This is a genomic window from Mesorhizobium sp. WSM1386 (genome assembly GCF_055901595.1).
Genome location: NZ_CM148373.1, coordinates 282,194 through 306,465 on the forward strand (window position 1 = coordinate 282,194; position 24,272 = coordinate 306,465).

General features: G+C 63.9%; 21 protein-coding genes, 1 tRNA gene and 1 pseudogene. 7 read left to right on the forward strand and 16 right to left on the reverse strand.

All coding sequences use genetic code 11. The features are described 5' to 3' along the window. Nucleotides 1-9: 9 nt before the first annotated feature. The 10 genes from AC0NIH_RS01310 to AC0NIH_RS01355 all read right to left on the reverse strand — a co-directional run bounded on the left by AC0NIH_RS01310 (nt 10) and on the right by AC0NIH_RS01355 (nt 11,177). Nucleotides 10-1,257 carry an SfnB family sulfur acquisition oxidoreductase gene (locus AC0NIH_RS01310; protein WP_473466197.1) on the reverse strand — a complete coding sequence of 416 codons (1,248 nt, stop codon included), beginning with the start codon at nt 1,255-1,257 and terminating at the stop codon, nt 10-12. Nucleotides 1,258-1,281: 24 nt separating this feature from the next. After that, nucleotides 1,282-2,088: an ABC transporter ATP-binding protein gene (locus tag AC0NIH_RS01315; protein ID WP_473466194.1), complete on the reverse strand. Its 807-nt coding sequence runs from the start codon at nt 2,086-2,088 to the stop codon at nt 1,282-1,284. A 78-nt stretch (nt 2,089-2,166) separates the two neighbouring features. After that, entirely contained in the window at nt 2,167-3,504 is a 1,338-nt protein-coding gene (locus AC0NIH_RS01320; RefSeq protein ID WP_287272616.1) for an ABC transporter substrate-binding protein, read from the reverse strand. A gap of 81 nt (nt 3,505-3,585) precedes the next feature. Beyond that, on the reverse strand, nt 3,586-4,626 hold the full coding sequence (locus AC0NIH_RS01325) for a branched-chain amino acid ABC transporter permease (protein ID WP_473466192.1): 1,041 nt from the start codon (nt 4,624-4,626) through the stop codon (nt 3,586-3,588). Between the two features lie 3 nt (nt 4,627-4,629). Beyond that, nucleotides 4,630-5,529: a branched-chain amino acid ABC transporter permease gene (locus tag AC0NIH_RS01330; protein ID WP_064984417.1), complete on the reverse strand. Its 900-nt coding sequence runs from the start codon at nt 5,527-5,529 to the stop codon at nt 4,630-4,632. Next, nucleotides 5,526-6,461, reverse strand: a complete 936-nt coding sequence (locus AC0NIH_RS01335; RefSeq protein ID WP_473466189.1) for an ABC transporter ATP-binding protein — start codon at nt 6,459-6,461, stop codon at nt 5,526-5,528. Before AC0NIH_RS01335 ends, AC0NIH_RS01330 begins: the two co-directional genes overlap by 4 nt. Nucleotides 6,462-6,584: 123 nt before the next feature. Further along, nucleotides 6,585-7,688: a dimethylsulfone monooxygenase SfnG gene (sfnG, locus tag AC0NIH_RS01340; RefSeq protein WP_352702835.1), complete on the reverse strand. Its 1,104-nt coding sequence runs from the start codon at nt 7,686-7,688 to the stop codon at nt 6,585-6,587. A gap of 167 nt (nt 7,689-7,855) precedes the next feature. Beyond that, nucleotides 7,856-9,316, reverse strand: a complete 1,461-nt coding sequence (locus tag AC0NIH_RS01345) for an FAD/NAD(P)-binding protein (RefSeq protein ID WP_473466186.1) — start codon at nt 9,314-9,316, stop codon at nt 7,856-7,858. Further along, entirely contained in the window at nt 9,313-10,485 is a 1,173-nt protein-coding gene (gene ssuD / locus AC0NIH_RS01350) for an FMNH2-dependent alkanesulfonate monooxygenase (RefSeq protein WP_473466184.1), read from the reverse strand. Before ssuD ends, AC0NIH_RS01345 begins: the two co-directional genes overlap by 4 nt. Nucleotides 10,486-10,826: 341 nt before the next feature. After that, nucleotides 10,827-11,177, reverse strand: a complete 351-nt coding sequence (locus tag AC0NIH_RS01355) for a hypothetical protein (RefSeq protein WP_473466181.1) — start codon at nt 11,175-11,177, stop codon at nt 10,827-10,829. Here AC0NIH_RS01355 and dgoD point away from each other — a divergent pair. From dgoD to AC0NIH_RS01370, 3 genes and pseudogenes are all read left to right on the forward strand, one after another. Further along, a pseudogene (dgoD, locus tag AC0NIH_RS01360) lies at nt 11,158-11,728 on the forward strand (galactonate dehydratase); the annotation flags it as partial. The gene AC0NIH_RS01355 and the pseudogene dgoD sit on opposite strands and share 20 nt — an antisense overlap. A gap of 168 nt (nt 11,729-11,896) precedes the next feature. Then, a complete protein-coding gene (locus AC0NIH_RS01365) occupies nt 11,897-12,571 on the forward strand; it encodes a Crp/Fnr family transcriptional regulator (RefSeq protein WP_473466178.1) in 675 nt (224 codons plus the stop codon). Nucleotides 12,572-12,700: 129 nt separating this feature from the next. Then, nucleotides 12,701-12,940 carry a hypothetical protein gene (locus AC0NIH_RS01370; RefSeq protein ID WP_023767476.1) on the forward strand — a complete coding sequence of 80 codons (240 nt, stop codon included), beginning with the start codon at nt 12,701-12,703 and terminating at the stop codon, nt 12,938-12,940. A gap of 280 nt (nt 12,941-13,220) precedes the next feature. On the opposite strand, the gene AC0NIH_RS01375 is transcribed toward AC0NIH_RS01370, so the two are convergent. Then, nucleotides 13,221-13,296 (reverse strand) — tRNA-Ala (locus tag AC0NIH_RS01375). A 173-nt stretch (nt 13,297-13,469) separates the two neighbouring features. Further along, entirely contained in the window at nt 13,470-13,856 is a 387-nt protein-coding gene (locus AC0NIH_RS01380; RefSeq protein WP_023767474.1) for a TIGR02300 family protein, read from the reverse strand. A gap of 206 nt (nt 13,857-14,062) precedes the next feature. On the opposite strand from AC0NIH_RS01380, the gene aroA reads away from it, so the two are divergent. The 4 genes from aroA to AC0NIH_RS01400 all read left to right on the forward strand — a co-directional run bounded on the left by aroA (nt 14,063) and on the right by AC0NIH_RS01400 (nt 20,106). Further along, nucleotides 14,063-15,421, forward strand: a complete 1,359-nt coding sequence (gene aroA / locus AC0NIH_RS01385; RefSeq protein WP_023775876.1) for a 3-phosphoshikimate 1-carboxyvinyltransferase — start codon at nt 14,063-14,065, stop codon at nt 15,419-15,421. Between the two features lie 128 nt (nt 15,422-15,549). Beyond that, nucleotides 15,550-16,200, forward strand: coding sequence for a (d)CMP kinase (gene cmk, locus AC0NIH_RS01390; RefSeq protein WP_473466175.1), 651 nt, complete (start codon nt 15,550-15,552; stop codon nt 16,198-16,200). A 206-nt stretch (nt 16,201-16,406) separates the two neighbouring features. Continuing rightward, nucleotides 16,407-18,104 carry a 30S ribosomal protein S1 gene (rpsA, locus tag AC0NIH_RS01395; protein WP_473466173.1) on the forward strand — a complete coding sequence of 566 codons (1,698 nt, stop codon included), beginning with the start codon at nt 16,407-16,409 and terminating at the stop codon, nt 18,102-18,104. A 133-nt stretch (nt 18,105-18,237) separates the two neighbouring features. Then, the gene (locus AC0NIH_RS01400; RefSeq protein WP_473466170.1) at nt 18,238-20,106 is read left to right on the forward strand and encodes a hypothetical protein; all 1,869 of its coding nucleotides are present in this window, start codon (nt 18,238-18,240) and stop codon (nt 20,104-20,106) included. Here AC0NIH_RS01400 and AC0NIH_RS01405 read toward each other — a convergent pair. The 4 genes from AC0NIH_RS01405 to AC0NIH_RS01420 form a co-directional block, all read right to left on the reverse strand. Beyond that, on the reverse strand, nt 20,091-20,798 hold the full coding sequence (locus AC0NIH_RS01405; protein WP_023767470.1) for an SDR family NAD(P)-dependent oxidoreductase: 708 nt from the start codon (nt 20,796-20,798) through the stop codon (nt 20,091-20,093). The two genes, AC0NIH_RS01400 and AC0NIH_RS01405, sit on opposite strands and share 16 nt — an antisense overlap. A 236-nt stretch (nt 20,799-21,034) precedes the next feature. Beyond that, entirely contained in the window at nt 21,035-22,615 is a 1,581-nt protein-coding gene (locus AC0NIH_RS01410; protein WP_473466167.1) for a 5-guanidino-2-oxopentanoate decarboxylase, read from the reverse strand. After that, the gene (locus AC0NIH_RS01415) at nt 22,612-23,286 is read right to left on the reverse strand and encodes a TetR family transcriptional regulator C-terminal domain-containing protein (RefSeq protein WP_473466164.1); all 675 of its coding nucleotides are present in this window, start codon (nt 23,284-23,286) and stop codon (nt 22,612-22,614) included. Before AC0NIH_RS01415 ends, AC0NIH_RS01410 begins: the two co-directional genes overlap by 4 nt. Then, nucleotides 23,256-24,128, reverse strand: a complete 873-nt coding sequence (locus AC0NIH_RS01420) for a dimethylarginine dimethylaminohydrolase family protein (protein WP_473466161.1) — start codon at nt 24,126-24,128, stop codon at nt 23,256-23,258. Before AC0NIH_RS01420 ends, AC0NIH_RS01415 begins: the two co-directional genes overlap by 31 nt. Nucleotides 24,129-24,272: the final 144 nt, after the last annotated feature.

A 24,272-nucleotide genomic window follows, 5' to 3' on the forward strand; every position in this document is an offset into this window, starting at 1 on the left:
CGATGGAAATCAGCTCCAGGCGTGCAGAGGCGGACTTTCGCCGTTGAGAAAATATTTGCCGAGGATCGAATATTTCCAGCGCACCGGATCGTGCAGCGTATGCGTGCGGGCGTTGCGCCAATGCCGGTCGAGATTGTGCTCGGCCAGCGTCGAACGCGTGCCGGCGAGTTCGAACAGCTTGTTCGTCGCGGCGATGGCGATCTCGGTCGACAGGATCTTGGCCTCGGCGGTGACGATCTGCGCATGCGCGACCGTCTCGGCGGTCGGCTCGATCACGGCCCGGTCGATTGCATGGCCGGCTTTTTCGAGCAACGCCTGTGCCGCGTGCAGACGCAGCGTCAGGTCGCCGATCGCCTGGATAGTGTAGGGATCGTCCCAGGCATTGTCGACGCCGCTGTCGATCCAGGCGCGGCTCCTGGTCCTGACGAAGTGAACCGTCTCGTCGATCGCCGCCTGGGCGATGCCGGTGTCCACCGCCACCTGGATGATCTGGAAGATGGCGCCGTCGGCGGTCGGCTTGTCGTAGCCCTTGTAGCCGGGCACCAGATGCGTTTTCGGCACCTTTACGTTGTCGATGATGACGGTGCCGGAGAGCGTCGTGCGCTGGCCGAAGCTCGACCAGTCATCGATGACCGTCAGGCCGGGCGCACCACGGTCGGCGATCGCATACCAGGCGCGGCCCTCGTCATCGAGCGCCACGATCGGCACCAGATGCGCAAGCAGCGCGCCGGAGGAATAGAATTTGCGGCCATTGACGACGACATGGTCGCCGGCAACGGTAAAGCGGGTCTCGAAATCGGCAGCACGCTTGGAACCGAACTCCGAGAAGGCGTTGCCGAACCGTGTGCCTTTCAACGCCTCACCGAAGAGCAGTTTCTGCTGTTCGGCGTCCGACACGGTGCGGATGGCGGCAATGACACCGAGATGGTTCTGCGCTACCTGGCCGATGGAAGAATCCGCCGCCGAGATGATCTCGATCACCTTGGCCAGCGTCGCGTAGGACAGTTCCGGTCCACCGAATGCCCTGGGCACGTTGATCGACCAAAGGCCGCTTTGCGAGAAGGCGTCGAGTTCGGCAACCGGCCAGATCCGCTCGCGGTCGCGCCTGGAAGAGTCCTTGGCGAATTCGGCGGCGAGCGCGTGGGCGATGGCGATCGCTTCGGCGTCATCCTTGATGATGTGGGCCGGCGCCGACGGCCTTGCGACGGGCGGCACGGCGGCGGAGGCATGGTCTGTCTTGACGGTCGGGACGGTCATTTCAGTGCTCCTTCGAATTTCGTTTCAGGCGACGGCATGGAGATGGGCTGTTTTGGTAGCCGGTGACGGCTGTTGCCCGGGGGTCGATTGACCGAGATAGAAGGCGCGCACATCCTCGCGCTGGCGAAGCTCTGCAGCCGGGCCAGAGAGGACGGAGACACCGTTTTCGAGCACCGTGGCGTGGTCGGCATATCTCAGCGCGACCGCGGAATTCTGCTCGGCCACCAGGATCGACAGGCCGGTCTCGCGATTGAGTTTTCTCAGGGTCTGGAAAATATCCTGGACGATGAGCGGGGCGAGCCCCATCGACGGTTCGTCGAGGACCAGCAGGCGCGGCCGCGACATCAGCGCCCGGCCAATCGCGGTCATCTGCTGCTCGCCGCCGGAGGTCAGTCCGGACAGTGTCCGGCGCTTTTCCCTGAGGCGGGGGAAATAGCCGTAGATGCGTTCGAGATCGACGTTGATTTCGGCGCGACGGCCGCTGCGGCCGATGCCGCCGGCGACCAGGTTTTCCTCGACGGTGAGGCTCTTGAAGCAGTGGCGGCCTTCGAGCACCGGCACCAGGCCGGCGCGCACCAGATCGCCCGGCTTGCGGCGCGAGACATCCGAGCCGTCATAGCGGATGGTGCCGGCGTTGACCTGGCCGCGCTCGGCCGGCAGCAGGTTCGAGACCGCCTTCAGCGTGGTGGTCTTGCCAGCACCATTGGCGCCGAGCAGCGCCAGGATCTCGCCGCGCTTGATCTCGAAGCTGACGCCGTGCAGCGCCGTGATGGCGTGGTTGTAGGTCGCGTGGACCGCATTCACGGCAAGAATGACGTCATTGTCCGGCATGGGCTCTTCTTCCCTGGTCCGCGGAGCGAAAGTGGCCGGCGCCGCGGAAACCTGTCCGCGGCGCCCGGCACTGGCTGATCAGTTGGTGGTCACGGCGTTGGCATCATCGGCGGTGCGCAGCTTGATGCCCTTCTCGGCGGCATAGGCCTCGGCCGATTTCTCGATGATGGGCCGCAGCAGCGCCCAGTCCGGCGCGATCCAGTCGGAGACCACGTTCCACTTCTTGCCGTCCCACTGTTGGAAGGTCACGTAGCCCTCGCCTTCATGATTGTCCCAGCTGACATTGATCGAATGGAACAGATCCTTGGCGCCGAGCGCCTCGACCTTGGCCGGATCGAGCTTGAGATGTTCGAAGCCCCAGCGGACCTCGTCGCCGGTCAGCGTGCGGTGGCCGAACTTCTCCTGCGCGACGCGGATCGCCTCGACATTCAGTATGCCGTTGACGATGCCGAGATTGTGGTAGACCGAGCCGATGCGCGACTTGTCTTCCAGATTGCCCTTGCCGGCGTCGTAGACCGTCTTCACGATCTCCTGCACCACCGGATAGCTGTTGCCCGACGCCTGGGTGGTGATGGCGGTGTAGCCCTTGGCGGCGTCGCCGGCGGGGATGACATCCTCTTCCGAATTCGACCAGACATTGCCGACGATGTGGTCGACGGGATAGCCGACCTTGACCGCCGTCTTCAGCGCCACCGGGTTCATCACGCCCCAGCCGCGCAGGACGACGAAGTCCGGCTTGGCGCGGCGGATCGTCAGCCATTGCGACTGCTGCTCGTTGCCGGGATGCGGCACCTCAATCTGCTGGACGGTGAAGCCGTATTTCTGCGCCAGCAATTCATAGATCGGGATGGTTTCCTTGCCGTAGGGCGAGCCGTGGTAGAGCACGACGATCTTCTTGCCCTTCAGCTTGTCGATGCCGCCTTCCTTGGAGGCGATATAGTTCACGATGCCCGACGTCTCGCTGTAGGGGTTGAGGAGCAGCGGGAAGACGTAAGGGAAAACGCGACCGTCGGTGGAATCGGTGCGGCCGTGGTTGACCGTGATCAGCGGCACCTTGTCGGCGGTGATGCGATCGATCATGGCATAGGCGATGCCGACCGAGAGCGGGTTCCAGGCGGCGGCACCGGCATGGCTCTTCTGTCGCTCGTAGCATTCGACGCCGCGCTCGACCTCGTACTGGGTTTCGCATTCGTCCCAGGTCAGCTTGACGCCGTTGACGCCGCCGTCGCGGATGTTGATGAGGTTGAGATAGTCGATGAAGCCGCCGAAGAAACCGGTGCCGCCAGCCGCGTAAGGCCCGACGCGATAGCTCTGCAGCGGGAAATATTGTTCGTCGGCGTGAGCTGATGGCAAGGCCACCGACACGATCATCGCAGCGGACAGTGCCGCCGCCTTGATTGTGCTGAGAAAATTCATGGGTTGGGTACTCCCGGTATGGGCCGTCCTTGGTTCGGCCTCTGGTTCATTTCCAAATGCGATTGATGTCGATGATGGAGCTCAGCTCGTCTGCCAGGCGAACAGGAGCCGTCTTCGGAGCCTGTCCCACAGGGCCACCAGCCCGTCGGGTTCAAGGATCAGAAACAGGATGATGAGCGCGCCCAGCACGATGCGCTGGCTCATGTCGAGCACGCCGGAATCGAAGACATCGCCGAGCAGGAAGCCGCCGATGCGGGACAGCGCGAGCGGGAAGACCACGATGAGGGCGGCGCCGAAGAACGCGCCACGGATCGACGCCAGCCCGCCGATGATGATGATGAACAGGATCTGGAAGGACCGATCGAGATCGAAGCCGTCCGGCTCGACGGTTCTGAGATAGGCGAAGGCCCAGATGACCCCGGCGACGCCGATGATGAAGGACGAGATGGCGAAGGCCAGAAGCTTGGTCTTCAGCACCGGAATGCCGATGATGCGGGCAGCGGTTTCATTGTCGCGAATGGCGATGAAGTTGCGCCCGGTCTGCGACGAGACCAGCCGGTGGGCAAAGAAGGTCAGCATGGCGACGATGGTCAGCGCAAACAGATAGCGGCCGACGGCGCCGTCGAGCGCGAAGCCTGAAATCGAAAGCCTTGGCGCGTCGATGACGCCCGATGCCGAATTGTTGGAGAACCAGCTGAACTTGGTCAGCGCCCATTGCACGAAGAACTGCGCGGCAAGCGTCGAGACGGCGAGATAGAAGCCCCTCAGCCGCAGGCTCGGCAGGCCGAAGACGATGCCGATCGCCGCGGCGGCGAGGCCGGCCAGAACAATGCTGCCGATCAACGGCAGGCCTTCGACGCGCAAGTTGAAATTATAGGCGGCGAAGGCGCCGGCCGCCATGAAGGCAGCACTGCCAAGCGACACCTGGCCGGCATAGCCGGTAAGAATGTTCAAGCCGACGCCGGCGAGGCTGAGCGCCAGGAACGGCAGCAGGATCGCTTCGAACAGATAGCTCGAGCCGATCAGCGGCACGACGCCATAGGCGAAGGCGAGCAGCAGGACAGGCGCGAGCCATTTCGGCAGCACCGGCGTGGACGGAAAATCGCTCGCTATCGCGGTCATCGCTCAGACCCTTTCGACGAGCTTCTGGCCGAACAGGCCGGAAGGGCGGATCAAGAGGAAGACGAGCGCGACGACATAGGCGAACCAGCTCTCGATGCCGCCGCCGAAATAGTCGCCGATATAGACCTCGGCGAGCTTTTCGCTGGCACCGATCAACAGCCCGCCGACGATGGCGCCGAGGATGGAATCGAAACCGCCGAGCACCAGCACAGGTAGCGCCTTGAGCACCACGAGCGACAGCGAGAACTGCACGCCGAGGCGGGCGCCCCAGAGCAGTCCCGCGACCAATGCGACCAGGCCGGCGGCCGCCCAAACGGTCGCCCAGATCAGCGGCAGCCGCAGACCAACCGCAAGCGCGGCGAACTGGTCGTCGGCGACGGCGCGGAACGAGAGGCCGATGCGGGTGTAGCGGAAGAACAGCGACAACAGCAGAACCATGCCGGCGGCAACCACTGCGGCGAAGATATCGAACTGGCTGATCAGCACGCCGCCGACTTCCAGCGGCACGTCCTCGATGCCGAGATCAAGGCCGTGGACTTGCGTGCCCCAGATCAATTGGGCGGCACCCTCGATGATGTAGGACAGGCCGAGCGTGGCCATGAACAAAGTGATCGGCGGCTTGTTGGTGAGCGGCCTGAGCACCGTGCGTTCGATGGCGATGCCGATCGCCACCATGATGGCGAAGGTGGCGACCAGGGCCAACGCGAACGGGACGCCGCGTTCGACGAGGCTAACGAAGGTGAGTGCCGCGAACAAGAGCAGCGCGCCCTGCGCGAAATTGAGCACGCCCGAGGTCTTGTAGATCAGCACGAAGCCGATCGCGACCAGCGAATACATGACGCCGGAGAGCAGGCCGCCGACGAGCACTTCGATGAAGAACTGATAATCGAAGTCGGCGATCATATGCCTGCCCCGTCCTCATTGTCGGAGGCGACGCCGAGATAGGCATCGATGACACGCTGGTCCTTCCTGACTTCGTCAGGCGTGCCGTCGGCGATCTTGCGGCCGTAGTCGAGAACGGCGATCCGATCGGACAGGCCCATGACGACGCCGACATCGTGTTCGATCAGAACGACGGTGGTGGCGAAACGATCGCGCGCGGCGCGGACGAAACCCGCCATCTCGCTTTTCTCGCCTGATGTCATGCCGGCCATCGGTTCGTCGAGCAGAAGCAGGCGCGGTTGCGCGACCAGTGCGCGGGCCAATTCGACGCGCTTCTGCAGCCCGTATGGCAGCGTGCCGACAAGGCGATCGCGAACGGCGGTGAGGTCGAGGAATTCGAGAACCTGGTCGGCGCGGCCGCGTGTTTCACGCTGCTCGCCGCGCGAGCGGCCAATGCCGAGCACCTGGCCGGCAAAATTGGAGCGGACCTTGTAGGCAAGGCCGGACGCGACATTGTCGAGGACGCTGAGGCCTTTGAACAAGGCCAGGTTCTGGAAGGTCCTGGCGACGCCGATACGCGCCAGCCGCTGCGTCGGCACATGGGCATGGCTGACGCCGTCGAGCAGGACATGGCCGCGATCCGGCCGGTAGACGCCGCTGATGACGTTGATCAGCGAGCTCTTGCCGGCGCCGTTCGGCCCGATGATGGCGCGGATCTCGCCGGGTTGCACCGACAGGTCGATATCGGCCAATGCCACGACGCCGCCGAACGACAGGCCGATAGCTTTCAGTGAAAGCAGCGGAGAGTCGGCACCCGAAACGGACCCCGCCGGCTCGACGCGACCCGCGGACGGCAGCGCCGGCTGGAGCGCTGACGGCAAGCCGCGCGCGAAAATTTCCGGCGCGTAGACCGAAGCCTCCATCATTCCAAGGGCATAGCTGGCCAATGGCATTTCCAAGGTCCTCGATTGCGCCCTAGGCGCGCGAATTCTCGATGCCGCCCGAAGAGATCGAGCGCGCCTGAAAAACCTTCATCGTGCGTTGGCCGGAGCTTGTCCGGCCAGCTTGCGGGATGACTATTCCGCCGCCAGTGACGCTGCCTGTTCGGCGTCTTCCAGCTCGCGGACGAGCGGGATGACATGCTTGCCGAAATACTCGACCTCCTCCTGGAAATGCAGGAAGCCGAGCAGGATGAGATCGGCGCCGGCGCGCTTCAGGTCGACGATGCGCTCCGCGACCTGCCTCGGCGTGCCGATCAGGTTCGAGCGGAAGCCGTCATTGTACTGGACCAGATCGTCGAAGGAGGATTTCGCCCAATTGCCCTCGCCTTCCGGCGAGGCCTTGCCGGCATTCTTGACCTCGTGGCCAAAGGCATTGACCGCTTCGGGGTTGGCCTTGGCAATGATTTCGGCAAGCACCGCCTTGGCTTCGTCCTCGGTTTCGCGGACGACGGCGAAGGCGTTGACGCCGACCTTGACCGAATGGTTGTTGGCCTTCGCCTTGGTCCTGAGGTCATCGACCTGCTTGGCAATCTCGGCCGGCGTGTTGCCGTTGGTGAAGTACCAGTCCGAGACACGCGATGCCATGTCGCGCGCGGCACGCGATGAACCGCCTTGGAAGATTTCCGGCAGCGGCTGCGGTGGTTTCGGCTTCAGCGAATATTCGTTGAAGCGATAGAAATCGCCGCGGAAGGTGAAACTGTCTTCGGTCCATATTCCGCGCAGCGCGCGGATGAACTCCTCCGAGCGGCGATAGCGCTCGTCATGGTCAAGCCAGTGCTCGCCGATGGCGTGAAACTCGCCACGGAACCAGCCGGAGACGAGGTTGATGGCAACACGGCCATTGGTCAGATAGCTGATGGTGGCGATCTGCTTGGCTGCCAGCGCCGGATTCCACGGGCCGGGCAGGATCGCGGCGATGACCTTCAGCGTCGTGGTGGCTGCGAGCAGGTCATGGCTGAACGCTACCGATTCATGCTGTTCGTCGGCGCCGTAGCCGGCGGTGAAACGAATCTGGCTGAGCGCATAGTCGAACCCGGCCTTCTCGGCGATCTGCGCCAGCTTGCGGTTGTATTCGGCCGAATGATTGGTGCGCTGCTCGATGTTGGAGATCACCAGGCCGCCCGAAACATTGGGCACCCAATAGGCGAATTTGATTGCGTCGGTGTCTGCGTGTGCCATGAACTGTCTCCCATTCAGGCGGTGTCGTTGATCGATCCGGTCGGCGCCGAGGCCTTGCCTAATATTTATTATGTTTATGGAATTTATATACAAAGAAGGATTTTCCGTTTTTGGAGCCCTCCTGGGACAGAAATACCAATTTGCCCGATCAAACCGGCTTCCGGCCGTCAGGGGGCCTCGGCAACGCTGTGCGCATCGACGCCGATCGTCTCGGCTGACGGGACCGTGTCCAGCAGCCTTGCGATCTCCCTGGCGACCGTCTGGGCATGACGGGCCACCTCAGGCAGGCCCATGAGCTCGCCAAACGTGCCCCTGGCCAGCGGGCCGGCAACGAAAAGCGTGGCGATCGCCCTGTCATCCCGGCCGATGGCGCGGCTATCGAGGCTGGTCTCGATACCCAGCCCGTATGCGTCAGCCCTGATCAGCCCGGCTTCGGCCAAGGAGCGCAGCGCCGGGTTGAGCCGAAGGGCTTGCCCATGCGCCGGGCCAGTCGTGTTGATGACCGCATCGAAGCGCACCGTTTCGATCCGCGTCCGTCCGCGCCGCTGGAAGCTGACCGCCGGGCCGTCATCCTCATGGTTCGAGGCGACAAGCCTGGCGGCAACAGTTTCGTAGGTGCCGGCGGCCTGACGGCGATCCAGCACCGCCGCCACTTGCGGTGCGATCCTGAAGCGATGCACGTCCCAGAACACGCGCAACTGGCGGACCAGCCTTGCCCGCTCGCGCGGTGCAAGCGCTGCCCACAGCACCGGTCCCTGCAGCCGCAATTGGTCGAAGACCGACTGCCAGTTGACATTGGCGGCTCGCGCCGCCGCCAGCGTGGCGCGAATAGTCTTCAGCAGGCCAAGCGCCGTTGCGGCCGGCGATGACGCAAAGTCGCCGAAGGGCTCGCCCCTGACGTCAGGATGGCCGCGCGAGCGCAACCCGCGGCGCGACAACGCCAGGATGCGGCCGCGATGGCCGCGGCGATCGAGTTCGGCCACCATGTCGGCCGAGCTCAATCCGGAACCGACAATCAGCACCGATGCTTCCTGTCCGATATGGGCAAGAGCGGAAGCGGCGTATGGGTCGGCAACGAAACCCGGCGCTTCGGCCAAGGAGGCCAGCGCGGCCGGAATTCCAGGCGGCAGATGCGTCGCCGCCAGAACGACAATGTCGGCTGCGACCGGGCCGCCGGAAGTGTGCACGGACCAGCCAGCGCCATCCGCGTCACGGGTCACGCGCGTGGCAAGACCTTGGACATGACGGACCACGCCCGAACCGAGCCAGGGCGCCAGATGCTCGGCGACGTAGCGGCCGAACACGCGCCGGCGCGGATAGGCGTCGCCATTCTTCCAGATGGCGTCGGTATCGCGCTCGAGTTCGCCACTGCCGGTCAACCAGCGTGCGAAGTGCTGCGGATCGTCGGGAGCCATGCTCATCCTGATCGCCGGAACATTGACCCGATGCGCCGGCTCCGCGCTGGAATAGGCAAGGCCGCCGCCAAGCGCCGGTCGCGGCTCGATCACGGAAATCGACAGACGTTCGAACCAGGGCAATTGCGCCAGATGCCAGGCGACCGCAGCGCCGGAAAAGCCGCCGCCGATGATGGCGACGCGCAGCCAGCGGGATTGGGGCAGCGCGTTCACGAGGCGCTGGCGAGCGACTTCGGGCGGTGGTCGCCGGCAATGGTTTCGCCGAATGGCCCGGTGTTGACGGATGAGCCGGCCGATTTGACCGGGTGATCGGTCGGCAGTTTCGGCAGCACCAGTTCGCCGAAACGATAGGCTTCTTCAAGATGCGGGTAGCCGGACAGGATGAAGGTGTCGATGCCGAGGCGCCGATATTCGTCGATCCGCTCGGCAATCGTGTCCGGGTCGCCGACAAGGGCGGTTCCGGCGCCGCCGCGCACCAGGCCGACGCCGGCCCAGAGATTGGGGGCGATCTCGAGCTTGTCGCGGCTGCCGCCATGCAGCGCGCTCATGCGCGCCTGGCCGACCGAATCCATGCGGGCAAACACCTTCTGCGCCGAAGCGATCGTCGCATCGTCGAGCCGGCTGATCAGGCTGTCCGCCGCGGCCCAGGCTTGCTCGGTCGTCTCGCGGGCAATGACATGCAGGCGAATGCCGAAGGAGAGCTTGCGGCCGGCCTTTTCGGCCAGTTCGCGCACGGCGTACAGCTTTCGCTGGACATCGGCCGGCGGTTCGCCCCAGGTCAGATATTTGTCGATCTCCTGCGCCGCCACCACGGAGCCGGCATCGGACGAGCCGCCGAAATAGAGCGGCGGATATGGCGTTTGCACCGGCGGGAACAACAGGCGGCCATCCTCGATGCGGAAATGCTTGCCCTGATGCTCGACCGTCTCGCCGCTCAGCACGCGCTTGTAGATGCGCAGGAATTCCTGCGTCACCTCGTAACGTTCGGCATGCGAGAGAAAGATGCCGTCGCCCTTGTTCTCCAGCGGATCGCCGCCGGTGACGACGTTGATCAGCAGGCGGCCGTTGGAGATGCGGTCGAGCGTGGCGGTCATACGCGCGGCGAGCGTCGGCGACTGCAGGCCGGGCCGCACGGCAACGAGAAAACGCAGCCGCTCGGTGAGCGGCGCCAGCGCCGAGGCGATCACCCAGGAATCCTCGCAGGCCCGGCCGGTCGGCAACAGCACGCCGTAATAGCCCAGCGTGTCGGCGGCCTTGGCCACTTGCGTCAGATAGGGCAGGTCGACGGCCCTGCCGCCTTCCGTCGTGCCGAGGTAGCGGCTGTCGCCATGCGTCGGCAGAAACCAGAGCACCTTGATGCGGTCGGGGACATCGGCGGTCATGGCCTGCTTCCCACGCGCGGGCGACGGCGGCAGGCTGAGAGCGGGCGCAAGAAAGTGGGCATGGCGTGGTCCTGTCCGGGAAAGCCAGATCGCCAGTGCATTTTGCTTATTCTATAAATTCTGTAGAGTTAGTTTATTCCAATTCCGACGGGATTGTTAGAAATTCTCTCCGCCAGCTCGCACCCAGGCTGATGTACCCCGGTTCTTCGCCTATTCGCAGCATCACGGCAGCGATCCGCTGCCGATGGCTGCCGTTCTAGCCCGGCAATCGGCCAAGCCCTGCCGCGAAGCGCTCGACCATCGCAAGACCGGTCCCGCTGGGCCGCATCGCCGGTGCGCGATCATGGATCGGGATGTCGGTGCGGGCGCCGAACAGCCGCTTGCCGTAGCAGATTAAGTTCTCGATGCCCTGCATGACGAAAACCGCCGCCGGCCGGCATTTTGGCATACTCGACCTCGGCTGCCGCTTCGTTTCCGGCGTGGAACGCCTCCCAGGTACGCACGGCATAGTCGACACAATCAGGCGCCAGGATCATGCCACGGCAGCCGATGCGAAAATTGTCGATCAGTTCCAGCCCGCCACGCCCGTTGAAAACGGGAAGCCGGTCCTCGGTGCGCTCGATCAAGCCGGCAATGTCGGTGACTGGCCCCTCGCCCTTGATCAGCCTGATGATGGCACGCATCCTGGTCAAGGAGCTCGAGCCCTACCGGTTGATGTTCATCGAGGAGCCGGTGCTCAGCGAAAACCGCGAAGCGCTGGAGGAGATCGCCGCGCTTGGCTCGACCCCGATCGCGCTCAGCGAACGGCTCTACAGCCGCTGGGACTTCAAGTCGGTATTCGAGCAAGGCGTCGTCGACATCATCCAGCCTGACCTGTCGGACGCCGGCGGTATCACCGAATGCCGCAAGATCGCGGCGATGGCCGAGCCCTACGACGTGGCGGTGGCGGCGCGCTGCCCGCTGGGGCCGATAGCGCTCGCCGCCTGCCTGCAGCTCGACGCGGTCAGCTACAATTGCCCAGGAGCAGAGCCTCGGCATCCATTACAATGCCGGCGACGACCTGCTCGACTATGCCGCCAACAAAGACGTCTTTCGCTACGAGGACGGCTATGTCGCCATTCCCGACGGTCCGGGCCTGGGCGTCGAGATCGACGAAGAGCATGTCAAGGAGCGCGCCAAGGAAGGCCATCGCTGGCGCAATCCGATCTGGCGCCACAAGGACGGCTCCTTCGCCGAGTGGTGAAGAGATAGATCGCCCGTCTCGGCAGGTCAGCTATTTCTTTGCAATCGCTAATTTAAGGCCTATGCTTCGGCATCGGCCGCCAGTTCTTCGGATGCGTCCGACAGTGAGAGGTGCGTGCTCTTGCCCGTATGGGAGAGAGCCTTGCCCCAATCCCTCTTTCGCAACCAGGTGCTGAAGGCCCTCTCCTCGCAGGACTTCGCGCTTTTGCGGCCATCGCTGCATCACGTAGAACTGGAGATCAAGGACCAGTTGGAGGTCGCGCATCAGCCGATCAAGAACGTATATTTCCCCGAGAGGGGCATCGCGTCGGTGGTCGCCACCATGACCGGCGGGCGGCAAAGTGAAGTCGGCATTATCGGCTATGACGGGATGACAGGAATTGCCGTCATTCTCGGACAGGAAAGCACTGCCAACGAGACCTATATCCAGGTCGCGGGCAATGGGTGGCGCCTGCCGGTTGAAAACCTTCGCCCTGCGATTGCGGAAAGCCCGTCGCTTCGCACGTCAGTGCTGGACTATGCCCACGCATTCCTTGTGCAATCGTCGCGGACGGCACTGGTCAATGGTCATTCGAAAATCGAGGAACGCCTGGCCCGCTGGCTGCTGATGATCCATGACCGCGCCGAAGGAGACAAGATCTACCTGACGCATGAATTTCTGGCGACCATGCTCGGCGCCCACCGCCCCGGGGTCACCACGGCCCTGCAAATGCTTGAATATCGAGGACTGGTGCACGCCAAGCGCGGCGAGATCACGATCGTCGACCGCGCCGGATTGATAAAGCTCACACATGGCGCTTACGGCGAGGAGGAGCAGCGCTATTTCGGCCTGGCCGCAGCCTGAAGCATGCCCAAAAGCATATGCAGTTTTGGGCGGTTCGCAGTGACTGTCCGCTATCGGACATAGGCTTGAAGGCGGTTGAATTCGTGCCATAAAGTCGGGTTGGTCAGGGTTTTCAGGGAGGAATTCTTCATGACCAATTCGTTTCGCACCATCACTGTTGAAAAAGCCGCCGAAGCCTATGTCCTTTCCAGGGGAAGGACCCGGTTTCTCTCCATCGCACAGGCGATCCTTGCCATCCGAACACTGATGCCGGCATGCAAGGCCACCGACCGCGAGTTGGAGGAATTGGTGGCGGCCGCATCCTTCGTTCATGGCGTGCCCGTCGCCTTCGACGCAAGAAGGGCCAAAGCACCACGGCTCCATTCGTAGGCCCGTTGATGTCCGCGCCCGTGGAGACGCCAACCTTGTCGGACGTCCGACTGGCGATCGTCCGGCACCTGATCGACAATGTCGAGAGCACGAGCATTTCGATATCCGAGGTGAACCGCGCCGTGAGGCGCGTGTTTCCGCTTTGCGAACTTACCGATTGGGAACTTGACGATCTCATTGCGCGAAGCGCGATCGGCGCTGGATTTGCGATCGATTTCGATGCGGGAGGATCCTGGCCGGATCGGAAACCGATCGGAAAATCAGCGGCCTAGCAGGTGACTGGTGGAGCCAATCGGAATCGAACCGACGACCTCTTGAATGCCATTCAAGCGCTCTCCCAACTGAGCTATGGCCCCACTTCCGGAGTCAACCGGCGCCGTTGCCGGCGAAGAGATCCGGCGCGGGTTGGAACACCGCGCCGTTAGTGCAGGCGGCTTCTAACCCCGCCTTTCCCAGATATCAAGCCTTGAGTACCGGCTTTTTGTTCACAGGCCGAGAAAGCCAGCAAACACTTGCATTCCAAGGCCGATCAGACCTCGTCGTCGTCGTCGCCGACGCCGATCATGTCGGCGACGTCGTCGTCTTCTTCCTCTTCGTCGGCAAGGAAGGTGTCATCCTCGTCGTCGCCCAGCTCGACATCCTCGTCGTCGCCGAGATCGGGCAGATCGTCGCCCTTGGCGTCCTCGTCAGCCTCTTCGAGCGAGACGACTTCAACGCCCTCTTCGTCCTCGGCGTCCACTTCCTTCTCGGCCACTTCCTCTTCCTCCTCGAGGGCGGCGATCTTGCCTTCCTCGAAATAGGAACGCGGATAGGTCTTGCCCGTATAGGGCGAGACGATCGGGTCCTTGTTCAGGTCGTAGAATTTTCGACCCGTCTCAGGGTCGATACGCTTTGTGCCAAGTTCGTTTTTTGCCACGGCAAGCCTCGTCAATAAAAGAGTGGTCCCCTTAACCACAGTTTGGGGCGCTGTCAAAGCGAAAAGCCGGCGTCACAAAACCAAGTCCTGAAAGGCCTCGCGCCAAGTGACGGCCATGGGGATGACCATTTCGCCCCGCCGTGATACGAGACCGCCGCAACAAATGAAAAGCGCCGGCCCGCCGGCACTGCGTCCAGGGAAATTCCATGTCTCACGCCGCCGCTGCCAAGCCGGCCACCGCCCGCAAATCGTCAGCCCTTTCCGGCACCGCACGGGTGCCGGGAGACAAATCGATTTCGCACCGCTCCTTCATGTTCGGCGGCCTCGCCTCCGGCGAGACCCGCATCACCGGCCTGCTCGAAGGCGAAGACGTGATGCGCACCGGTGCGGCCATGAAGGCAATGGGCGCGCATATCGAAAAGCGCGGCACCGAGTGGGTGATCCGCGGCACCGGCAACGGCGCGCTGCTGCAGCCGGAAGGCCCGCTCGATTTCGGCAATGCGGGGACCGGCTCGCGACTGACCATGGGCCTCGTCGGCACCTATGACATGGAAACCACCTTCATCGGCGATGCCTCGCTGTCCGGCCGGCCGATGGGCCGCGTGCTTGAGCCGCTGCGCCAGATGGGCGTGCAGGTGTTGAAGGCGACGCCAGGCGACCGCATGCCGATCACGCTGCATGGACCCAAGCACGCCGCCCCGATCACCTACCGCGTGCCGATGGCCTCGGCGCAGGTGAAGTCGGCGGTGCTGCTCGCCGGCCTCAACACGCCCGGCATCACCACGGTGATCGAGCCGGTGATGACACGCGATCACACCGAAAAGATGCTGAAGGGGTTTGGCGCCAATCTGTCGGTCGAAACCGACGAGCGCGGCGTGCGCCACATCTTCATCGAAGGCCAAGGCAAGCTTAACGGCCAGACGATCGCGGTGCCGGGCGACCCGTCCTCGGCCGGCTTCCCGCTGGTGGCGGCACTGATCGTGCCGGGTTCCGACATCACAATCGAAAACGTACTGATGAACCCGACCCGCACCGGCCTTCTGCTGACGCTGCAGGAGATGGGCGGCAACATCGAAATCCTCAACCCGCGCAATGCCGGCGGCGAGGATGTCGCCGACCTGCGTGTGCGTTATTCCGAGCTCAAGGGCGTCACCGTGCCGCCCGAGCGGGCGCCGTCGATGATCGACGAGTATCCGGTGCTGGCGGTGGCGGCGAGCTTTGCCGAGGGCGAGACGCTGATGCAGGGGCTGGAGGAACTGCGGGTGAAGGAATCCGATCGGCTGTCGGCGGTGGCCAACGGGCTGAAGCTCAACGGCGTCGACTGCACCGAGGGCGAGGCTTCGCTCGCGGTACGCGGCAAGCCGGGCGGAAGGGGGCTGGGCGGCCATCCCAACGGGTTGGATACGAAGGTGCGGACCCATCTCGATCACCGCATCGCCATGAGCTTTCTGGTGATGGGCCTGGCGACGGAAAAGCCGGTGACGATCGACGACCAAGCGATGATCGCGACGAGTTTCCCGGAATTCATGGGGCTGATGAAGGGACTGGGCGCGGAAATAGGGTAAAGGTTGATGGCAAGCGCGAAGCAAGCAGAGATGTCGGCGGGACAGCGCCCCCCTCTGTCCTGCCGGACATCTCCCCCACAAGGGGGGCGTGAAGGATCGCGGCGCTCAACCCTTTTGTTGGCCCGCCAATGACACATGTCTTCACCATCGCCATCGATGGACCCGCCGGCGCCGGCAAGGGCACGCTCGCCCGGCGACTGGCCGACCATTACCGGCTGAACCTGCTCGACACTGGTCTCACCTACCGCGCGGTGGCCCATGCGCTGCTGCGGCTCGGGCTGCCGCTCGACAATGTATCGGCAGCCGAAACCGCCGCGCGCCAGGTCGATCTGGCGACGCTCGACCGCGCGGTCTTGGCGGCGCATGCGGTCGGCGAGGCCGCTTCGAAGGTCGCAGTTTACCCGACCGTGCGGCGCATCCTGGTGGAAAAGCAGCGCGCGTTCGCCAAGACGCCGCCGGGCGCGGTGCTCGACGGGCGTGACATCGGCACCGTCGTCTGTCCCGACGCCGACATCAAACTCTATGTGACGGCAAGCGCCGAAGTACGCGCAAGGCGCCGGCTGGCGGAGATCGAGAGCATCGGCGGCACCGCCAATTTCACCGAAATCCTCGCCGACATCGAGCGCCGCGACGAGCGCGACATGGGCCGTGCCGACTCGCCCTTGAAGCCGGCCACCGACGCGCACTTGCTTGATACCAGCGAAATGGCTATAGAAGCCGCGTTTCTCGCGGCCATGACTGTCATCGACGACGTGCTGGCCAAGAGAAATAAAGCCTGATCCGGGTTTTCCCTCGTTTTCCGTTGCCGGAAGCGCAGAAAATACCCATATCGGGCGCGAACCAGCCTGCCAGCATTCTTCATGCGCCGGAATTGCCGCTTGAAAAGCGGCCCAGGGCTTTTTTAGCCCGGAACGCCGGCAGGCCAACGCAACGCTAACCCACGGCGCCCGTCCCGCTTCAGATGCGGGACACTCCAGGAGAAAATATGTCAGCTGCAAATCCCACTCGCGATGATTTCGCGAGCCTGCTCGAAGAATCATTTACCGCCGGCCATTCCGGCGAAGGCCAGGTCGTCAAGGGCACGATCACCGCGATCGAAAAGGACATGGCCATCATCGACGTCGGCCTCAAGGTCGAAGGCCGCGTGCCGCTGAAGGAATTCGGCGTCAAGGGCAAGGACACCACCCTCAAGGTCGGTGACACCGTCGAAGTCTATGTCGAGCGCATCGAGAACGCGCTTGGCGAAGCGATGCTTTCGCGTGAGAAGGCCCGCCGCGAAGAGAGCTGGGTCCGTCTCGAAGAGAAGTTCACCAAGGGTGAGCGCGTCGAAGGCGTCATCTTCAACCAGGTCAAGGGCGGCTTCACCGTCGACCTCGACGGCGCCGTGGCCTTCCTGCCGCGCAGCCAGGTCGATATCCGCCCGATCCGCGACGTCTCCCCGCTGATGCACAACCCGCAGCCCTTCGAGATCCTCAAGATGGATCGCCGCCGCGGCAACATCGTGGTCTCGCGCCGCACCGTGCTCGAGGAAAGCCGCGCCGAACAGCGTTCGGAAATCGTGCAGAACCTCGAAGAGGGCCAGGTTGTCGAAGGCGTCGTCAAGAACATCACCGATTACGGTGCGTTCGTCGACCTCGGCGGCATCGATGGCCTGCTGCATGTCACCGACATGGCATGGCGCCGCGTCAACCATCCGACCGAAATCCTCAACATCGGTCAGACGGTCAAAGTGCAGATCATCCGCATCAACCAGGAAACCCACCGCATCTCGCTCGGCATGAAGCAGCTCGAGAGCGATCCGTGGTCCGAGATCGGCACCAAGTTCCCGATCGGCAAGAAGATCAAGGGTACTGTCACCAACATCACCGACTACGGCGCGTTCGTCGAGCTGGAGCCGGGCATCGAAGGCCTCATCCACGTTTCGGAAATGTCGTGGACCAAGAAGAACGTGCACCCCGGCAAGATCCTGTCGACAACGCAGGAAGTCGACGTCGTGGTGCTCGAGGTCGATCCGGCCAAGCGCCGCATCTCGCTCGGCCTCAAGCAGACGCTTGAGAATCCGTGGCAGGCGTTCGCCTCTAGCCATCCGGTCGGCAGCCAGGTCGAGGGCGAGGTCAAGAACAAGACCGAGTTCGGCCTGTTCATCGGCCTCGAAGGCGACGTGGACGGCATGGTGCACCTGTCCGATCTCGACTGGACCCGTCCAGGCGAGCAGATCATCGAAGAGTACAATCGCGGCGACATGGTCAAGGCGCAGGTGCTCGACGTCGACATCGACAAGGAGCGCATCTCGCTCGGCATCAAGCAGCTGGCCAAGGATACGGTCGGCGAAGCGGCCAACAGCGGCGAACTGCGCAAGAACGCGGTCGTCACCTGCGAGGTGATCGGCGTCAAGGATGGCGGTCTGGAAGTGCGGCTCGTCGAAAGCGGCATCGAGACCTTCATCAAGCGTTCCGACCTCAGCCGCGACCGCGACGAGCAGCGCCCCGAGCGCTTCACCGTCGGCCAGAAGGTCGATGCCCGCGTCATCGCCTTCGACAAGAAGACCCGCAAGCTGCAGGTCTCGATCAAGGCGCTGGAAATCGCCGAAGAGAAGGAAGCCGTCGCTCAGTACGGCTCGACCGACTCCGGCGCTTCGCTGGGCGACATCCTGGGTGCCGCGCTGAAGAAGCAGGGCAACTAAGGCGTCAGCCATCGACGACACGCCTCGCGTGCGACCTCACAAAAAGACCCGCCGGAGCGATCCGGCGGGTCTTTTCTTTACGAGAACATAAACTTCGTCGCGTATTTGCCAGTGGTCCAAGGGAATACCTTCCATGAGCAATGGCGCCAACAATGCCGCCGCGCGACCTTCCTGGTTGCTGCGTCTTTACACCAACGCGCCTGTCCTGTTCTGCTTTTGCGCAATGGCGATCCTGATGACCGCCCTTTGGTGCCTGGGCTTCAGGCTCAACAATGACGCGGACGATCTGCTCAAGCTCCACGAAATCCGTACTTTGCTTGAGACGGGCAATATCTTCGACCGGACGCTGCCCGGTATCGTCCAGCCCGAGCCCTATGTCTCGCACTGGCCATGGATCGTGGACTTGCCCTATGCCGCCTTCGCGCGGCTGGTCACCCCGTTCGCCGGCTTCGAGCCGGCTCTGATGCTGGCAAGCTTCGCCGTCCCGCTGCTGCTGCTTGCGCCGGCGCTCTATTTCTACAACCGGCTGGTGATCGCCACCGGCTTTGCCTATCCGGCCGTTGCATTCCCGTTGGCGCTGATCTTTGCCGCGCGCACCTTTTTCGAATTCGCCCCGGGACGGATCGACTATCACAATCTGCAAATCCTGCTGCTTCTGGCAGCGCTGGCGTTGATGATGTCGCGAAACCGATTTTCCGCCTTCGTCAACGGGCTGCTGACAGCCCTGTCGATCGCTGTCAGCGCCGAGTTCGCGCCGTTCTATGCGCTGGTGATCGCGGTCTATGCCTTCGACTGGATCTTTGACCGCGAGGGCGGTGAAAGCCGGATCGCCGGTTTCGGCCTCGCCTTGGCTGCCGGGGCGATCGGCCTGTTCGCGGCGATCGTGCCGCCCTCCGCCTATACCGCGGTCAGATGCGACAGCTATTCAACGCCGCACGTGACGGCGCTGGTCGCGGCCGGGCTTTCATTTGCCGTCGTACCCTGGCTTGCCGGCCGGCGTGGAGGATGGGCCATGCGCACGGCAATCCTGCTGGTGTTCGCGGCGGCCAGTGCCGCGGCGCTGGCCATGTTGTTTCCGCAATGCCTAGCCAGTCCCTATGCCTCGCTCGACGCCTATGTCCGCGACAACATGATCAACAGAATTCTTCAGGAACTGAGTCTGTTCCGGCGCCCTGATGTCGTCCTGTCGACGGGCTTTCCCAGCATGGCGCTGCTGTTTATCGGTGCGCTTGCGCCAGCCGTCATCTGCGCCGGGCGGCACGGTCGAAGCCGGCCTCTCGTGATATTGGCGCTGTTCTCGCTGCTCGCGCTGGTGCTTGCGGTCGGTTATGTCCGCTACTACCGCTACCTTCCGATCTTTGCCGGCATAGGCCTCGTTTTCGTGCTGGCGAGTCTGCTGCCGCCGGATGCGAGGTTGGGACGCTATTTGAAATCTCCGGTCCCGGCGGCATCGCGCAGATATACGTTGATCCTGCCGGGTCTCGTTTTGTCCGTCGCAATGGCGCTGTACAACCTGTCGGTAAAACCGTCCGAAGCGGCGGTTCCCGCGGGCGAGCTTGCCGATAACTGCTATTCCAGCCCTTTTGAGCCTGAACAGGGTTGGCCGGCGGGCGCCATTGTGCTTTCCCCACCGTTGGTCGGCTCGCGTTTCGTTGCCCTTGCCGACGGTCCCAAGGTGGTGACGATCGCCAATCACCCGTCGGCCAAGGGAATCGAACGAAGCTACCGTTTTCTTGATCCGGCGACCGCCGACCCACGCGCGATACTCGATGCCACGAAGGCAACGCATGTCGCGATTTGCGCCTGGCGAGGCCCGCCATTGCCGGCGCTGGAAGCCGCCTATCCTTTCGCGGCGGGGCTGATTGAAGGCCGGCCGCCGGCATGGTTGCGCGAGTGCCCCACGGCCGCTTCATCGCCGCTTCGGATTTACAGCTATCGCAATGCCGATGGATCGGATGCCGTGTGCCCGGCTTCGACGCTCGCGGGTCAGGCCCGGCCGTAGAGCGGCACCAGCGTTCCGCTCATCGCCTGATTGGCGGGTGAGGCCAGGTAGGCGATGGCCTCGGCCGCGGCTTCGAGGCTGACCCATCTGGTGAAATCGGCGTCCGGCATATCGGCACGGTTCGCCGGCGTGTCGAGCGTCGACGGCGCCACGGCATTGACCAGGATACCCTCGGCCTTGAGTTCCTCCGCCATCGCCACCGTCATCGCCGCGACGGCTGCCTTGCTGGCCGCGTAGGCAACCATGCCGGCACCGCGCCTGAGGTCGAGCCCGGCGCGCGCGGTGACATTGACGATGCGGCCGGCAGTGCCTGACTCCAGCATCGAGCGGATGGCCGCGCGGCTGCACAGGAAGGTGGTGCGGGCATTGGTGTCCATCATCTCGGCAAAGGACGCCGATTCGATCTTTTCCACCGGCGCCGCGGCAAAGCCGCCGGCCAGATGGACGGACCCCCACAAGGCGGGAACCTGAGCATAGAAGGCCTCGACCTTGGCGGAGTCCGACAGGTCGACATTGTGTGCCAGCATGACGTTCTCGTGCGCGGCGAAAGGAAAATGCTGGGGTGCCGCGGCGTGCGCGTTCGGCACGTGGCAGATCGCACCTTGCTCCAGCAGCCTGCCGACCACCGCGCCACCGAGCGCACCGGTTCCGCCGGTCACAACGATATGCCTGCCCTTAAGTGTTTCCGTCATCCTGGACCGCTCCTGTCGTTTTTTATGATTTTGTCGCTTGTTGCCGCCCGACGCGAAGCGTCGCGCCTTTCGGGCGATCACTCAATTGATATCTCGACATGGCAGCCGTCACGTCTTTGCATGCGTCAGGCAGCCATGCGACAGGCAGAGCCGCGGGCCGCGGCTCATGCCCGCGCAAAAGCCAAGCCGGCGAAGGATACGATGCTGGATGGAAAATCAACGCTGTCCTGAAGGCTTCAATCGATCGTGATTTCGATGACGCACGGCAACCCCGTCGCCCGGGCGCGCTTCAAGGCACTAGGCAAGGTGCCGATGTCGGCCAGCCGTTCGGCGCCGATGCCATAGGCCTCGGCCAGCTTGCAGAAATCCGGCGGCGCCGGCGATACACCGACAGGTTCCACGCCGACATCGAGCATCGAGGTTTCGATCTCGCGATAGCCGCGATTGTTCCAGACGACGAAGATGACGGGGGCCGCGGCATCGAGCGCCGCGCCGAGCTCCGGCAACGTGAACTGGAACCCGCCGTCGCCGGTCAGGCAGACGACCGGCGCATCGGGCATGGCAAGTGCCGCGCCGATCGCCGCCGGCGGTCCGTAGCCGAGCGCGCCGAAGCCGGTGGAGGCGTTGAACCAGCCGCCTGGCCGGTCGTGGTCATAGTAGAGGTTGGCGGCGTAGATCGGCTGTGTCGAATCACCGACGATAATCGCGCCCGGCAAGGTGTCGCGTATCATTTCCACCGCATGCACCTGCGCCACATAGGCCGGGCTCAGCTCGGCAAAGCCGGCCTCGCGTGCAGCCGCGGCGCGCCCCTGGCCGTCCGGCGCGGCCGGGTGAGCGGCGCCGATCGCGGCAAGCAGGGCCTCGATCGCCTCGGTGCAATCGGCCTGGATGGCGACCGTCACCGGACGTCGCGCAAGCTGGTCGGCGCCGATGTCGATGCGGATCAGATTGGAAGGCAGGACGAAGCCGCCGTCGCCATAGCCATCATAGTCGGTCGGCCCGAATTCCGTGCCGGCGGCAATCACCAGATCGGCGTCCGCCATCAGGGCGCGAACCGCCTTCAGGCTCGGGCTTGCCGGAACGCAGAGCGGATGGCGGTGCAGCAGGCCGCGCGCATTGGTGGTCTCGACGACCGGTGCGCCCATCGTCTCGGCCAGGCGACGCAGCGCCATGTCGGCACGCTTGGCGCCGCCGCCGGCAAGGATCAGCGGACGGCGCGCGGCGGCGATGAGTTTGGCCGCATCCGCAATTGCCGCGCCGTCGGGCGCCGGCGGTGCGACGTTGCTCAACAGGGCGGCGATGCCGTCCGCCGGCTTGACCATGACATCGGTCGGGATCTCGATGTGCACCGGGCCGGGGCGGGAAGACGAAAACAGCGCGAAGGCCCGTGCCAGCGCGCTGGGCAATTCATCGGCTTCGGTTATGCGTTGCGAAAACAGGGCCACCGTTTCCATCATGCCGCGCTGATCCGGCAGCTCATGCAGGAAGCCCAGCCCCTTGCCCAGCGTCGGCATGGCGTTGACGCCCGAGATGACCAGCATCGGCACCGAATCGGCGCGCGCCTGGCCCATGGCGGTGATGGTGTTGGTCAGCCCCGGTCCGGTGATGACGAAGGCGACGCCGGGCCTGCCGCTGGCGCGGGCATAGCCGTCGGCCATGAAGCCGGCGCCCTGCTCATGGCGCGGCGTGACGTGACGGATCTTCGAGCGCGCCAGGCCCCGGTAAAGCTCGACCGTGTGGACGCCTGGAATGCCGAAGACGGTATCGACGCCATGCGCTTCAAGCAGCGTGATGAGGGCTTCGCCGAGTGTCGTCATTGGTTTTCCTCCCCTTCCGGCGCGAGGCCCAGTTCGGCCTCGACGGTCTTGATGCCAATCGCCGCCAGTTCGCCGGGCGAAAACATCTCGCCGGCCAGGCAGCCTTCGATCCAGAGTCCGTCGATGATCGCATTGATCGCGATGGCATGGTGGCGCAATTGGCTTGTATCCGGATTGCGCTGCTCGGCGGCGAGCACCTCGGCCACAACCGCTTCCACCTCATTGCGAAAACCAAGGTAGCCTTCACGGTGGGCATGGGCCAGGGTCGGATCCGCGCTGGCGCGGCCGATGAAGGTTGCCCAGAGCGAAAACACCCGCGTATCGATGATCGGCGCATCGAGGTTGGCGGTGATGAAAGCCGCAAGACGCTGACGAGGCGAGGCGTCTTCCATGACCAACGCCGCTTTCGCCTGCTCGGTCATGCGGCCCATCAGCGCCGCATAGGCTTCCTGCAGCAATTCTTCCTTGCTGGGAAAATAGTGCCGGATCAGCCCGGCGGTGACGCCGGCCCGCAATGCGATGGTGCGCAAGGTGGCGCCCTGCAGGCCATGTTCCGCCACGCTGTCCAGGGTGGCCTCGATCAGATCCTGCCGCCGCCGCTCCTCGCCCTCGCGACGGAAGCTGCGGCGGGATGGCGTATTCATTGGCGCAGGATCGGCCGCGTCAGGCATGTCGGCCCGCCCTCGCAGGCGATGCAGAGCGCATCCGCCTCGAAGATTTCGACCGTGCAGCCGGCGGCTTCCATCGCGGCTTTGGTCTTTGGAAAGCCTGCAACGGCAATGACCTTGAGCGGGCTGGTCGGCAACACGTTCAGGCTGAGGCCATTGGAAGCCGCGAACTCTTCCGCGTCGCCTTCGACCAGGCGGATGTTGCGCGCCTTCAGCATCTGATAGAACGGGGCCGGCAAAAGCGGTGAATAGACCAGTGCGAGGTCGTCGGCCAGCGGGCTGATCACCGACATCAGATGCAGGCACGCCTCCTCGCCCTGCCACAGCGGCAGGTCAAAGCCGTAGACGGAAACGCCGAGCGGCGTCAGCAGGTTGGAAACCTGCTGGATGCCTTCCTGGTTGGAGCGGACACCGCGCCCGATCACCAGCGTGCGGGCATCAAGCCATACACAATCACCGCCTTCGACCTGGCCGGGAGCCTCGACCCGGCCGAGGATTGGAATGCCCAGCCTTCGGTAGGTTTCCTCATGCAGCGAGGGCTCCCCGGCGCGCAAGGGCTTGCCCATGGACAGGATCAACGCGCCGCGGTCGGTCATCAGCGACGGGTCGTGCGTGAACACCGAGTCCGAAAGTCCATCCGCAGTGTCCTCGATCCATTCGATCTCGGCACCGGAAGCCGTCACCAGTTCAGCAAGGAGCGCGTGCTGCGATGCCGCTTTCGCCGGGTCGAAACCCGGGCCATAGTGCCAGGCATCCCTGTCGGCATTGCGCATGGCGTTGGCCGCCGACCGCATCAGCACGCGTCGCAGCGGTGCCGCCATGGACTGTGATCCGAAAGCGCTCATAGAGGCCCTTTTTCTGCTGAAAAAAATCGAAAAAATTTCATGGAAGGCTATTTATACACTTGCACAACAAGCTCGCAAGTGCCGTAATGAGCAGGATTGACGGGCTCTCGCCGTAGGGTCCATGCTGAAGTCTGGAGTGGGCAG